13 protein-coding genes and 1 pseudogene are annotated in these 13,759 nt (G+C 66.3%); 1 reads left to right on the top strand and 13 read right to left on the bottom strand.

All coding sequences use genetic code 11. The annotated features are described in order from the left end of the window. Positions 1-168 (top strand): annotated as a pseudogene (locus tag AC1Q7H_RS27345) (bifunctional UDP-4-keto-pentose/UDP-xylose synthase); the annotation flags it as partial. 197 nt (positions 169-365) lie between these two features. Here AC1Q7H_RS27345 and AC1Q7H_RS27340 read toward each other — a convergent pair. The 13 genes from AC1Q7H_RS27340 to AC1Q7H_RS27280 form a co-directional block, all read right to left on the bottom strand. Next, positions 366-791 carry an Hsp20/alpha crystallin family protein gene (locus AC1Q7H_RS27340; protein ID WP_013956438.1) on the bottom strand — a complete coding sequence of 142 codons (426 nt, stop codon included), beginning with the start codon at positions 789-791 and terminating at the stop codon, positions 366-368. Positions 792-806: 15 nt separating this feature from the next. Continuing rightward, positions 807-1,247 carry an Hsp20/alpha crystallin family protein gene (locus AC1Q7H_RS27335; RefSeq protein WP_153956169.1) on the bottom strand — a complete coding sequence of 147 codons (441 nt, stop codon included), beginning with the start codon at positions 1,245-1,247 and terminating at the stop codon, positions 807-809. 225 nt (positions 1,248-1,472) lie between these two features. Then, positions 1,473-2,609: an alpha/beta fold hydrolase gene (locus tag AC1Q7H_RS27330; protein WP_211980973.1), complete on the bottom strand. Its 1,137-nt coding sequence runs from the start codon at positions 2,607-2,609 to the stop codon at positions 1,473-1,475. A gap of 67 nt (positions 2,610-2,676) precedes the next feature. Beyond that, entirely contained in the window at positions 2,677-3,066 is a 390-nt protein-coding gene (locus tag AC1Q7H_RS27325) for a hypothetical protein (protein WP_153956167.1), read from the bottom strand. A 206-nt stretch (positions 3,067-3,272) separates the two neighbouring features. Further along, positions 3,273-3,677 (bottom strand): hypothetical protein, encoded by a 405-nt coding sequence (locus AC1Q7H_RS27320; RefSeq protein WP_153956166.1) that lies wholly within the window; start codon positions 3,675-3,677, stop codon positions 3,273-3,275. A gap of 262 nt (positions 3,678-3,939) precedes the next feature. Further along, positions 3,940-5,841 (bottom strand): potassium transporter Kup, encoded by a 1,902-nt coding sequence (locus AC1Q7H_RS27315; RefSeq protein ID WP_153956165.1) that lies wholly within the window; start codon positions 5,839-5,841, stop codon positions 3,940-3,942. Positions 5,842-6,141: 300 nt separating this feature from the next. Further along, a complete protein-coding gene (locus tag AC1Q7H_RS27310; RefSeq protein ID WP_013956432.1) occupies positions 6,142-6,855 on the bottom strand; it encodes an ABC transporter ATP-binding protein in 714 nt (237 codons plus the stop codon). Then, positions 6,852-7,622: an ABC transporter ATP-binding protein gene (locus tag AC1Q7H_RS27305; protein WP_013956431.1), complete on the bottom strand. Its 771-nt coding sequence runs from the start codon at positions 7,620-7,622 to the stop codon at positions 6,852-6,854. The genes AC1Q7H_RS27310 and AC1Q7H_RS27305 overlap by 4 nt, the downstream gene beginning before the upstream one ends. Beyond that, entirely contained in the window at positions 7,619-8,716 is a 1,098-nt protein-coding gene (locus AC1Q7H_RS27300; RefSeq protein WP_013956430.1) for a branched-chain amino acid ABC transporter permease, read from the bottom strand. Before AC1Q7H_RS27300 ends, AC1Q7H_RS27305 begins: the two co-directional genes overlap by 4 nt. A gap of 1 nt (position 8,717) precedes the next feature. Next, on the bottom strand, positions 8,718-9,584 hold the full coding sequence (locus tag AC1Q7H_RS27295; RefSeq protein ID WP_153956163.1) for a branched-chain amino acid ABC transporter permease: 867 nt from the start codon (positions 9,582-9,584) through the stop codon (positions 8,718-8,720). Positions 9,585-9,656: 72 nt separating this feature from the next. Then, positions 9,657-10,859: an ABC transporter substrate-binding protein gene (locus AC1Q7H_RS27290; RefSeq protein ID WP_013956428.1), complete on the bottom strand. Its 1,203-nt coding sequence runs from the start codon at positions 10,857-10,859 to the stop codon at positions 9,657-9,659. Positions 10,860-10,979: 120 nt separating this feature from the next. After that, a complete protein-coding gene (locus AC1Q7H_RS27285) occupies positions 10,980-11,795 on the bottom strand; it encodes an alpha/beta fold hydrolase (protein WP_228772678.1) in 816 nt (271 codons plus the stop codon). A gap of 56 nt (positions 11,796-11,851) precedes the next feature. Next, positions 11,852-13,507, bottom strand: a complete 1,656-nt coding sequence (locus AC1Q7H_RS27280) for a benzoate-CoA ligase family protein (RefSeq protein WP_153956162.1) — start codon at positions 13,505-13,507, stop codon at positions 11,852-11,854. Between the last annotated feature and the right edge of the window lie 252 nt (positions 13,508-13,759).

The following is a 13,759-nucleotide window of genomic DNA, read 5'->3' as shown; positions in this document are numbered from 1 at the left end:
TATGGCAAGGGCTACCAGGACGTGCAGCACCGCGTGCCGAAGATCGACAACACCATCGAAGAACTGGGCTGGAAGCCCGGGATCAGCATGGAAGCGGCGCTGCGCCGCATCTTCGAGGCGTATCGCACGCACGTGACGGACGCAAGGACGTTGGTGAACCAGGGGTGAGGCTGGAGGCAGTCTCAAGCCGCATGCCGAAGCCTGCTGGCGTTCCTTCTGGCTTGGGTACTCCCTCTCCCGCTTGCGGGAGAGGGTTGGGGTGAGGGCCAGGTGTATCGACGAAGTAACGCGTGTCGGTATGCCTGTGCCTGCCCTCACCCCCTGCCCCTCTCCCGCAAGCGGGAGAGGGGAGCACACCCGCGGCCTCAGCCGACCGACACTTCAATCCGCCGCGGCCGCGCCTCTTCCCTGCGCGGGATCGTCAGCTTCAGCACGCCGTCCTGCAAGTTGGCCTCGATGCGCGAGGCGTCAAGATCCGGGCTGAGCGTAAACGTACGTGCATAGCGCGGCTGCCGAATCTCGGCATGCTGCACGCGCAGGCTCGCGGGCGTCGGCACGACGGCTTCGCCTTCGATGCGCAGGCTGCTGTCGTGGACGTTGACCTCGAGGTTCTCGCGCGGCACGCCGGGCAGATCCGCCCACAGCGTGACTCCTGCTGAGGTTTCGTAGATATCGACCGCGGGCACCAGCGTCATGGTCTGGATTTCCTCGCGGCGTTGCGCGACGGCGCCCCGCTCGCCTTGGCCGCTTGTGTTCTGGTCGCGCTGGACGACCTGCTTCGAATCGTTCATGGCGTCCTCCTCACGTTAGCTGACGGTGATGGCGCGCGGACGCGACGCTTCGCGCTTGCCTACGCTGATCGAGAGGCAGCCGTTGGTATAGCGTGCCTGCACCTTGTCCGGATCGGCCGACTGCGGCAACTCGATCACGCGGCGGAAGCTGCCGAAGAAGCGCTCCTGCGCATAGGGCCGTATCTCGGCTTCGCCCTCCGGCTGCACCTGGGCACGCTCGCCGCTGATGGTCAGCAGGCCCTTGTCGATCGATACCTCGAGCTGGTCCGTCTTGATGCCGGGCGCGAACACCACGATCTCGATCGAGTCATCGGTCGCGCCGATATTCAGCGGGGGGAACGCCCCGAAACGCCCGGAGCGCAGGCTGGTTGAAAACCCGCCGAAGAGATTCGCCATCTGCCGTTGCATCCGGTCGAATTCACTGAACGGGTCGTTCCCGAAAAAGAAGTCACTCATGGTTAGATCCTCCTTCTATGCAGCGGGGAGGCGCAGGACCCTGATGTAGTGCACCTGGCCTCCTGCCAGGCCGCTGCAAACCAACGGAAAACACGCAGCGCCGCGTTGCCGCGACGACTGGGCAATCCATAATTAGTGCTGCCCCGCGCGAATTTCAAGGGGTCGGATAGCGGGACAATCTGACGCTGGCAGGTATCGACCGCATCACAGCCTCAGGTCCGGAATTCAGGCGCCGGCGCGATCGAAGCCGGCCTTGCGCGCCAGCACGATGGCCTGCGCGCGGTTCTCCACTTCCAGCTTGGCGAAAATGCTGGTGATGTGGTTGCGCACGGTCTTTTCACACAGGTCAAGATGCGCGGCGATCTGGGCGTTGTCGCGGCCCTGCGCGATCAGTTCGACGATATCGCGCTCGCGCCGTGTCAGCGCGGTGAAGGCCGGGTCGCGCACTGGCTCCCCAGCCTGCAGGAAGGCGCGCACCTCGTCCAGCCAGCGCAGCCATGCGGGCTCGGTTTCCAGCAACAGGTGATTGCCGCTTTCCAGCGGCACGAAGCGCGCGCCGGGAATCTCGCTGGCGATCAGGCGCCCTTCGTCGAACGGCACGCGCGCATCGCGCACCGCGTGCAGCACCAGTGTCGGGCACGATACCTGGGGCAGCAGCGCCACCACGTCGATCTCATTGAAGACGCGCATGAAGCGTGCGGCATTCAGCGGCGAGGTCGAGACCCGCTCCAGTTCATTGAACCATGCATGCTGCTCGGCCGTGCCGCCGGGGATGAACTGGGTGGTGAAGAACTGGCGGAAAGCCGGATTCTCCTGGCCCCAGCCAAGCTCGGCGAGCTTGTTCATCAGCTCGGCCTCTTCCAGCAGGCGCTGGCTCAGGTGGTCGCGCTTCAGGCGCCCCCGCGCGTAGCCACCGTGCAGCACCAGATGGCTGACCCGCTCGGGATGCGCGACCGCGTAGGCGACGGCAATCGACGCGCCCTGCGAGATGCCCAGCAACGGAAAATGGTCCACCCCGGTGGCGTCGACGATGGTTTCCAGGTCGCGCAGCCACGCGTCGAAGGACAGGTCCTCGATATCCCGGTCAGAGAGCCCGCAGCCGCGCTCGTCATAGCGGATCAGCGTATGCGTGGCAGACAGCGCCGTGATCATGTGGCTCCACACCGGGCTGCCGACGTCGAACTCCAGGTGGCTCATCCAGTTGGCCGCCTTGACCAGCGGCGCGCCGCTGCCCGTGATGGCGTACGCAAGGCGAACGCCGTCACGGCTGGTGCACAGGCGGAGCTGCTGCTTGAACATCGGCATGTCGGGGCCGCGCGGTGCTGGGACGGCCTGCCGGCAGCCGCGGGCCGCGGCTGCCATGCGGGCGCGCCGCGTGACTTCCCTAGCTTAGGCAAAGGATGGGCGGCGCCAAAGCGCCGTCGATCACTCAGGACAGGCATTCCTCGCTGCCGCGTGCATCGCTGCGCGCGCCGTCGGTGAAACCATCGCGAGAACTGATATGCGTCCCCTCGGTAAAGGGATCGAAGCGTCCCATGCGCGCGCCATCCGTGTATGGATCAGGCTTGCGCTTCGCATCCCGGTTCGGATCAAAGCCACGGACCACGCACACTGACATGCTGCCGCGAGCCACCACGGGCCGCATCGCGGCCTCGGCGGCCGGACTGCGCGCGCCGTCCGTGAAGGCGTCGCGCTGCGCGTTGTGGCGCGGCACGGCAGCGGCCAGGGCTTCGCCATATGCACCGGCGTGGGCGGCATGACTGAACCCGGCGGCGAGTGCGGCAGCGACTAGCAGGGTCTTGGCAAAATTCTCATGCATTGCAATCTCCAACAGGGATGCCGGCGGCATTGCCGCGACGGCACGCCTCATGCGGGCGATCGGCTACGAAACAGCACGGGCCGCACGGGATCGCCTCGAGCCGTGCCAGCCGTTGCCTGGCGCAAGCCGGCTGCCATCCCATCATGGCAGCGGCGCAGCGCCTGACTCCTGGATCAGTGTTATGCGGATGCGGGAAAGCGGCCGCCCTAGTGCAGCCATGCGAGCATCGCGAACAGCGCTGTCAGCGACGGCAGCAGCCGCGCCGGACTGCGCCCGAGTGCTGCCAGGCACGCCGCCCCCCGGTCGGCGGCCAGCTGCACCGCGGCGTGCCAGGCAGCCGGATCCGGTGCCTGGCGTCCGCGCAGGGAGCGCGCCAGCGACAACGCGCGTCCCAGCTCGCGCGCCGGCGCGCCGTGATCGTGACTCAGCTCACGCAGTGAGGCGAGGCACGATTCCCAGTTCGCATGTGAATGACAGAAGACGTAGAGCAGCAGGAGCGCCGGCAGCAGCAGCGGCAGCCACGGCGGCAGCGCCCGTCGCAGCCGACGGATGCGACGGATACCGTCGGCATGCCGGCTGGACTGGCGAGACCACTGCTGCAACGCGCACATGGCACAGGCTCCTTCTGGAAGAGACCGCCTTGAAGGCGGTCAGTGACAAGCTGAGGGTTGCATTGTGTGGCGCGGGGCGGTGTGCACGCATGAGGCCGGTGTCCCAGTTCGGGGTCCGCAATGCGCGACTTCCCGGGACATGCGCCCCGAGGGCCGGGCTGCAGGCGGCGCAAACCAGGCAGAAAGCAAAACCCCCGGGTTGCCTGGCGGCGCGTCCGGGGGTTGCTGAGTTCGACGGAAGCGGGCGCCGGGGCCCGCGCGCTCAGATCTCGACCTTGGTGCCCAGCTCCACCACCCGGTTGGCCGGGATCTGGAAGAAGTCCGACGGCTTGGCGCCGTTCTGGTGCATCCAGGCGAACAGGCTCTCGCGCCACATCGGCATGCCCGGCAGCTTGGACGGAATCACCGATTCGCGCGCGATGAAGAACGAGGTCTCCATCAGCTCGAAGTGCATGCCAAGCTTGTGGTCGGCCAGGTCCAGCACCCTCTGCACATCTGGCGTTTCCTTGAAGCCGTATTCGGACTTCAGGATAAAGACGCCGCCGCCGAGGTCCTTGCTGCTCACGCGCTGGTTGTCGTCCACGTAGGGGATATCGCGGGTGACGAAGGTCAGGAACACCACGCGCTCATGCAGCACGCGGTTGTGCTTCAGGTTGTGCAGCAGCGATACCGGCACGGAGTCGGTATTGCCGGTCAGGAACACCGCGGTGCCCTCGACCCGGTGCGGCGGGTGCGCCAGCAGCCCGGCGATAAAGGGCTCGAGCGGGATGCCGTCTTCCAGGCTGCGCGCGCGCAGCAGCTTGCGGCCGCTGTGCCAGGTCATCAGCAGGAAGAAGGCCGTACCGCCCATCAACAGAGGGAACCAGCCGCCTTCGGCAATCTTCAGCAGGTTGGCCGAGAAGAACGCCAGGTCGACCAGCAGGAATGACAGGCCGATCAGCGTGACCAGCACCGGATGCCACTTCCAGACATTACGCATCACGACGGCCGCCAGGAAGGTCGTGATCACCATGGTCGTCGTGACGGCAATACCGTAGGCAGCCGCCAGGTTCTCAGACTTCTTGAACGCCACCACCACGATCACCACCAGTACCAGCAGGATCCAGTTGATCACCGGCAGGTAGATCTGGCCGATTTCTGCTGCAGAGGTATAGCGGATGCGCATGCGCGGCACGAAGCCAAGCTGGATCGCCTGGCTGGTCAGCGAGAAGGCTCCCGAGATCACGGCCTGCGAAGCAATCACAGTGGCGGCGGTCGCCAGCAGCACCATCGGCAGCTGCAGCATGTCCGGCACCATCAGGTAGAAGGGATTGGAGATGTTTGCCGGATTGTTCAGCAACATCGCGCCCTGGCCAAAATAGTTGAGCATCAGGCAGGGCATCACCAGCGCGAACCACCCATACCGGATCGGGCGCGCGCCGAAGTGGCCCATGTCCGCGTACAGGGCCTCGGCACCGGTCAGCACCAGGAACACCGAACCCAGCACGACGAAGGCCTGCAGCGAATGCTCCATCAGGAAGCTGATCGCATAGTGCGGGCTGACTGCCAGAAGGATGCCCGGCGCCTTCACCAGGTGCAGCAGCCCCAGCGCACCAAGCGCGAGGAACCACGCAACCATGATCGGGCCGAACAACTTGCCCACGGCATGCGTGCCGCTGCGCTGGATGAGGAACAGCGCACACAGGATGACCAGCGTGATCGGAATGACGAATTGCGACAGGCCCGGCGCGGCGATCTCCAGCCCTTCCACCGCCGACAGCACTGAGATTGCCGGCGTAATGACCGCATCGCCATAGAACATGCAGGCACCAAAGATGCCCAGCATCATCAGCAGGCGCGCCATACGCGAGCGCGGTGCCGCTGTGCGCAGCGCCAGCGCCATCAGGGCCAGCACGCCGCCCTCGCCGTCGTTATCAGCGCGCATCACGAACATCACGTACTTGAGCGAAACGACGATGATCATCGCCCAGAACAGCATCGAGATGATGCCAAGCACGGCATCAGCGCTGAAGGGAATGCCGTGTTCCTGGCTGAAGCACTCCTTGAGCGCGTAAAGCGGGCTGGTGCCGATATCCCCGAAGACGACACCGATCGCTCCCACGATCAGCGCCCGCGTACTGGGGCTTTCGACAAAATAATGACTGGTTGTTGCGGATTGGGTCATGAGTATTGGTCTGATTGACCGGGCTCGCGGGCGATTGATGCCTCTCCGGCGACCCGGCCCTGACGCGGTGGCTGCGGGTCCGCTAACTTCTTCTATTGCATCGCACAAACGCGCGCAATTTTAGATGAACTGTCGACGATCGACCACTGCGGCAAAAAGGGATGCCGCTTTCGTGACTTCGCAAGGATGGGAGGGAAGCGGCGGATGGTCAAGCCCCGGGAGAGCAAAACAGCGTGTCCTTGCGCCCGCAAGCAGCGTTGCGGCAGGACAACATAAGGGTCTTATGCGGCGCTTTCCACCTCAAACGCCCAGATAGCGGTCCAGCGCTTCGGGCTTGCCGGCAAGATCCGACGCGGGGCCAGACATCACCACCCGGCCCTTTTCCAGCACCACGGCGCGGTCGGCGTGGGCCAGCACCGAGCGGAAATTGCGGTCGACCACGACCGAGGCGATGCCGGTGCCGCGCACGGTGGCGATGACCGCCCAGATCTCGCGCACGATGCGCGGGGCCAGCCCTTCGGTGGCCTCGTCCAGCACCAGGCAGTCGGGATTGGTCATCAGCGCGCGGCCGATGGACAGCATCTGCTGCTCGCCGCCGGACAACTGCTGGCCGCCATGGGACAGGCGTTCCTTCAGCCGCGGGAACAAGTCGAGCACGCGCGCCTCGTCCCAGTCGTTGCGGCCGTTGCAGCCCTTGCGCGCGGCCATCAGCAGGTTTTCACGCACCGACAGGCTGGGGAAAATGCCGCGGCCCTCCGGCACGTAGGCCACGCCCAGGCGCGCGACCTCGAACGGCTGCGCGCGCGAGACGTCGCGGCCAGCCACGCGGATCTGCCCCTGGCGCTGGCGCACATGGCCCAGCAGCGTGCGCAGCAGCGTGCTCTTGCCCATGCCGTTGCGGCCCAGCAGCCCGACCGTTTCGCCCACGCCCACGGTGAAGTCGACGTCGCGCAGCACGTGGCTGGAGCCATACCAGGCGTTGATGCCGGTGGCTTCGATCATCGGGGCATTCATGCGGCCTCGCTCTCTTCCTCGCCCAGGTAAGCGACCTGGACCTCGTGGTTGGTCCGGATCGCCTCGGGGCTGCCAGTGGCAATCACGGCGCCGTTGACCATCACGGTGATGCGGTCGGCGACCGAGAACACCGCGTCCATGTCATGCTCGACCAGCAGGATGGCGTGGCCCTCGCGCAGGCCGCGCAGCAGCGCCAGCATCCGCGCCGACTCTTCCGCGCCCATGCCGGCCAGCGGCTCGTCCAGCAGCAATGCGACCGGCTGCGTGGCCAGGCACATCGCCACCTCCAGCTGGCGCTTCTGGCCATGCGCCAGGTCGCTGGCGAGCCGGTCCGCCAGCGGTGCCAGGCCGGCCCGCTCCAGGGCCTCGTCGGCCAGCGTGGCGCTGGTGCGGCAGCCCTGGGCGCTTTCCCACAGCCGCCACGCGCGCTGCGCGCGCGATTGCGCGGCGAGCCGGCAGTTTTCGCGCACCGTCAGCGGCAGGAAGATATTGTTGCGCTGGTAGCTGCGCCCGACCCCATGGCGCGCCAGCCGCGGCTGCGACCAGCCGGTCACGTCCTCGCCCTTCAGGTGCAGGCGGCCGGACGACGGCGGCAGTTCGCCAGACAGCATATTGATCAGCGTGGACTTGCCCGCGCCGTTGGTGCCGATCACGGCATGGATCTCATGCAACTCCAGCGACAGGTCGACGCCCGCCACGGCGGTCAGGCCGCCGAAGCGCCGGGTCAGTTGCTGCGCCTGCAGGATCGGGGTTCCTTGCGATGTCATGCGGCCTCCGTATTGCGGCGTCCTTCGCGGCGGCTGTCCGCGGCGCCCGCGGCCTCATCCGTGCCGGTGCCGGCATCGCCATTGCGGCGTCCGCGGCGACCGTGCCGCAACACCGACGGCAGGCTGACCAGTCCGCGCGGCAGCAGTGCCACCGCGACGATGATGAAGCCGCCCATCAGCAGCTGCCAGTGCTTGGTCAGGGTGCTGAACCACTCGGCCAGCAGCACGAACGAGAACGCGCCCAGCACCGCGCCGGCCAGGCTGCCCACGCCTCCCAGGATCACCATCAGCATGGCGTTGCCGGACTGGTGCCACGACGCGATCTCCGGATTGACGAAGCCAAACTGGATCGCATACAGAAACCCGGCCAGCCCCGCCAGCAGCCCGCCCGCGACAAAGGCGCCAAGCTGGTAGCGGTAGGTGGCATAGCCGGCCGCGCGCATGCGCTGCTCGTTGTGGCGGATGCCGACCAGCGCGTGCCCGAAGCGCGAGCGCAGCACCAGCGCCAGCACCGCTACCGTCAGCACCAGCCCGATCCATACCATCCAGTAGAAATGCGTGGGATCGTTGACCGTCAGCAGGTGCTCGCCAGGCACCGGGAATTCCGGCCGGAAGTAGATATAGGTGCCGTCGCTGCCGCCCGCGATCTTGGTGTCATGGAAGACGAAATACACCATCTGCGCGAACGCCAGCGTGACCATGATGAAATACACGCCGCGGGTGCGCAGCACCAGCGCCCCCACCACCAGCGCCAGCAGCGCGGACGCGGCCAGCGCACCCGCCAGCAGCAGCCAGCCGTTGCCCGGGCCGGCCTGCGGCGCCAGGATTGCGGTGGCATACGCCGCCATGGCGAAGTACGCGGCATGGCCCAGGCTGACCAGCCCGGTGTAGCCGATCAGCAGCTGCAGCGACAGCGCGAAGATCGCCATGATCATCACCTTGCTGAGCAGCTCGATGTAGAACTTGTTGCTGTCCGCGGTCAGCAGCAGCGGCAGTGCCGCCAGCACCGCGAACGCCACCAGCCAGCCCAGCCCGGTGGCCAGCGTGGCATTGCGCAAGGAGTGCCGGCGCGCCGGCAATGTCGTCGGGTTCATGTCATCCTGCCTTGAACAGCCCCTGCGGCTTCCACAGCAGGATCACCGCCATAAGCAGGTAGATCAGCACGCCGGCCGCCTCCTGCCAGAACACCTTGCCGAAGGTATCGACGAAGCCCAGCAGCAGCGACGCCACCAGCGCGCCCTTGACCGAGCCGATGCCGCCGATCACCACCACCACGAAGCAGACGATCAGCACCTGCGCGCCCATGCCCGGATAGACCGACGACACCGGCGCGGCGATCATGCCGGCCAGCACTGCCAGCGCCACGCCCAGCGCGAACACGAAACGGTACAGCACCGTGATGTTGATGCCCAGCGACTGCACCATCTCGCGGTTGGTGGCGCCGGCGCGGATCATCATGCCCAGCCGGGTGCGCCGGATCACGTAGTACATCGCCAGGGCCACCACCAGGCATACCGCGGAGATAAAGAGGCGGTACACCGGATAGGTCATGTCGTTGCCGATCGCCAACGAGCCGTCCAGCAGCGCAGGCACCTGCACGCCGTGCACGTCATCGCCGACCAGGATGCTGCGCAACTCCTCGAACACCAGGATCAGCCCGTAGGTCATCAGCACCTGCTGCAGGTGGTCGCGCTCATACAGGTAGCTGAAGAAGGCCCATTCCAGCACGTAGCCGAATGCCACCGCCAGCACGATGCCGAGCGGGATGGCGATAAACAGGTTGCCGGTCAGGCCGGCGAGCGTGAAGGCCAGGTAGGCGCCGAGCATGTAGAAGCTGCCGTGGGCGAGGTTGATCACGCCCATGATGCCGAAGATCAGCGTCAGGCCGCTGGCCACCAGGAACAGCAGCAGGCCGTACTGGACGCTGTTCAGGCACTGGATCAGGAAGGAGACGATATCCATGTTGCGTCAGCCGCCACCGCGCCTGTCCCTGGAGGACGAAGGCGCGGTATCAGGCTGCTCCGGAAGAGCCGATCAGAGGCGGCAGCCGCGGGCCGGGTCGGCCAGTGCCTTGACGGCCACCGAGCTGACCTTGTTCTCGCGCCCGTCGACCTTGCGCAGGTAGAAATCCTGCACCGGGTTATGCGCCTTGGACAGCGTGAAGGCGCCGCGCGGGCTGTCGATCCTGGCCGCGCCCATGGCCTTGTACAGGTCGGCCTTGCGCGTCATGTCGCCCTTCACCGCCGTGGCGCCGGCGGCCAGCAGCTGGGCGGCATCGTAGCCCTGCACTGCGTACACGTCCGGCTGCAGCTTGTAGGTCTTGGCGTAGTCCAGGCGGAAGTTCTTGTCGCGCGGGTTGGTCAGGCCATCGGCGTAGTGCAGCGTGGTTTCCAGCCCCTGCGCGGCGTTGCCCTGTGCTTCGAGCGTGCCGTCGGTCAGGAAGCCCGAGCCGTACAGCGGAATCTTGTCCTTGAGCCCCGCCGCAGCCCAGTCCTTGACAAACTTGACCGCGCCGCCGCCGGCAAAGAACACGAACACGGCGTCAGGCTTGAGCGACGCCACTTCGGTGATCAGCGCCTGGAACTCGACATTGGGGAACGGCAGGTTCAGTTCCTTCACCACCTTGCCGCCCTTGGCCTCGAACGCTTCCTTGAAGCCCTTCACCGACTGTTCGCCGGCGGCGTACTTCCAGGTCAGCGTCACCACCTTCTTCAGGCCGCGCTCGCCCAGCACCTGGCCCATGGCGTAGCCCGGCTGCCAGTTCGAGAACGAGGTGCGGAAGATATTGGGGCCGCACAGCGGACCTGTTGCCTCATCCACGCCGGCATTGGGAATGATCAGCAGCGTGTTGTTCTCCTTGGCCACCTTGACGATGCCCATCTGCACGCCCGAATGCACCGTGCCGACCACCACGTCGACCTGGTCGCGCTTGACCAGCTTGGTGGCGTTCTCCGGCGCCTTGGCCGGATCGGATTCATCGTCGACCTTGAAGTACTCGATGTCGCGTCCGCCAAGCTTGCCGCCCTGCTGCTGCACGTACATGCGGAAGCCGTTCTCGATGGCCGTCCCCAGGGCCGCGTAGGTGCCGGTGTACGGCAGCATGAAGCCGACCTTGATCTTTCCCCCGGGTGCAGCGGGTGCGGGGGCTGCTGGCTGCGCGGACGCGCCGGCCATGGCAAAGACGGTGGCGACGGCAAGGCAGGCAGGCGCAAGCCTGCGCGAGGTGAAGCGACGCATGGTGTCTCCTGGTGGTCAAGCCGGTGGCTCGCTGGACCGTTGCCGGTCACCCCTGCCCTTGCCGTGTCCCGCGCTGGCGCATGCACCGTGAGGACCCTTCGCAACAGGCGGGAAGCCGAATTATTTTAGGTTTGAAGTATGCAGATTTATATGCCGAACGGCAGCCAGCGTCAACGGTTCTTTTTGGTCCCGGTGTGGCGAATGCCCGCATCGCGCGAGTTTAAGCAAGGTGGTCTGGGGGGCATATCGATGGATACCCTCGATCTGCGCCATGGTGCCGTACACGTCGTCCTCGCCCTGCACCGCCAGCACCGGGCAGCGCAGCCCAGACAGCAGCGGACGCAGGTCCCACTGGCGGAATTCGGGGTCGAGCCAGATATCGTTCCAACCCCAGAAGGCCGAATCGACGTCGTCATGATGGCGCGCCAGCCGCTGGCGCAGGTCGGTTTCCAGGTAAGCCCGGCGCGTGCCCGCGATGCTGCGCACCGACAGGTCTTCGACCACGATATGCGGCGCCAGCACGGTGATGCCGGCAACCGCCTGTGGAAAGCTGGCGGCGTGGATCAGCGCGATCGAGCCGCCGTCGCTGTGACCCAGCAGCCAGGGCATGCCGTGCGCGCGGCCGGGACCGATGTCGAGCGCGTCGAACAATGCGGGCAGCGCCTCGCATGCCTGGCGATGCATGAAGTCGGGACGCCATTTTTCGTCGTGCGGCCGCGGCGTCGAACGTCCGTAGCCGTAGCGCGAGAACACCAGGCCACGATAGTCGCCGGCTTCACAAAATTCACGCGGAAAATCGCGCCACATGCTGACCGAGCCCAGCCCCTCATGCAGGAACACCACCAGCGGGCGCTGCGCGCGTTCAGGTCGCAGCCACTGGTACTCGATCCGGATACGGCGGTTGTCGAAGGGAATTTCCACCAGGCTGCTTTGCATGGGCACGCTATTGTCTTGCATCGGTTCAGAAGGAATGTCCAGAAGCTACGGGCGCTTCATTGCGCCGCCTCCCGCGCGGCTTGCTCGCGCTGGCGCAGGCGGAAACGCTGGATCTTGCCGGTCGCGGTCTTGGGCAGTTCGGGCACGCATTCGATCTGGCGCGGGTACTTGTACGGCGCGAGGCGCGACTTGATAAAGGCCTGCAGTTCCGCCGCCATGCCGTCATGCCATTGTTGGCCGGGCCGCAGCACGACAAAGGCCTTGGGCTTGACCAGTTCGTCGGCATCCGTGACCCCGATCACCGCCGCCTCCAGCACGGCCGGGTGCTGCGCCAGCGCGGCCTCGACCTCGAACGGCGACACGTAGATGCCGCCGACCTTGAGCATGTCGTCGCTGCGGCCGGCATAGGTGTAGTAGCCATCGGCATCGCACAGGTACTTGTCGCCGCTGCGCGTCCATTCGCCGACAAAGGTATCGCGACTCTTGTCGCGGTTGCACCAGTACATCAGCGCGGCACTGGGGCCCTTGATATAGAGATCGCCGATCTCGCCGGGCGCGCACGGCTCGCCGCGCTCGTCCAGCAGCTTCAGCGCGTAGCCTGGCACCGGCTTGCCGGTGGTGCCGTAGCGCACCTCACCCGGCCGGTTCGACAAGAAGATATGCAGCATCTCGGTGGAGCCGATGCCATCCAGGATGTCGCAGCCGAAATGCGCCAGGAAGCGTTCGCCGATATCGCGCGGCAGGGCCTCGCCGGCAGAGGTGCATACACGCAACGCCACCTCGGCGCGCGGCGGCAGCTCAGGCGCCGCCAACATGCCCGCAAACAGCGTGGGCACGCCGCAGAACACCGTGGGCCGCTGCTCGCGCAGCCGCCTGAACACGGCCGCCGGCGTGGGCCGCTCGGCCATCAGCACGGTGGTGGCGCCGACCGACATCGGAAAGGTTAGCGCATTGCCCAGCCCGTAGGCAAAGAACAGCTTGGCGGCCGAGAACACCATGTCGTCTTCGCGGATGCCCAGCACCTGGCGGGCATACAGGTCAGCCGTATGGAACAGGTTGCCATGCGTGTGCACGGTGCCCTTGGGCCGTCCGGTCGAGCCCGACGAATACAGCCAGAACGCCATGTCGTCCGGGCCGCTGCGCACGGTCTGCGCGGGGGAACGCGTGCGCGCCAGCATCGCGCCCACGCTGCACGCCGGCGCGCCATCGGCATGCGGCGCCGCCTGGATCACCATCGGCGCCAGCCCGCTCTTCTCGATGGCCGCCTTCATCACCGGCAGCAGCGGCTCCGACACCACCACGGCGCGCGCGCCGCTGTGGCCAAGCATGTAGGCGTAATCGTCCGCGGTCAGCAGGGTATTGACCGCCACCGGCACAACGCCCGCCAGCAGGCAGCCGAGAAATACCGTGGGGAAATCAATGGTATCGAGCGCGCACAGCAGCAGCCGCTCTTCCTGGCGGAAGCCCGCGTCGCGCAGCGCGCCGGCAAAACGGCGGGCGCGGGCATCGAGCTCGGCGTAAGTCAGCGAGGTGGTGTCGTCGATGTAGGCAGTCTTGCCCCCGCGCCCTGCCTCCAGATTGCGCGACAGCAGGTCCTCGGCGGCGTTGTAGCGGGTGGGCAGTGCCGCCACGACATCGGTAGCGGGTGGAACATCCGGCAGCACGGGCGATGCTGCCGCTGGCATGCCGGCGGCGGTATTGGGGGGCGTCATTGTCTCCACTCCTTGGTGTCGCGCCGCGGGCCACGGGCGCCGCGCCAGCGTCAGTCCAGTCGCTGTTCTGTTTGCCGATGTCCGCCAATGTGCATGCCGGCATCCGCTTGTTGATGCATTTTATTTCATATCAACTATTATGCAAGCGAGGGGATGCACTATAGGACAGGCTTTATCGAACCGACTGCCTGCCGCGCCACTTGGCGCACCAGGGCTGCTCGTATAATGCGCCCTTGCTTTTTCTGCCGGTCA

The sequence above is a fragment of the Cupriavidus sp. GW823-FHT06D04 genome, from assembly GCF_058795055.1.
The sequence above is the reverse complement of the archived record's forward strand: the minus strand, read 5'-3'. Positions and strand labels throughout refer to the sequence as shown.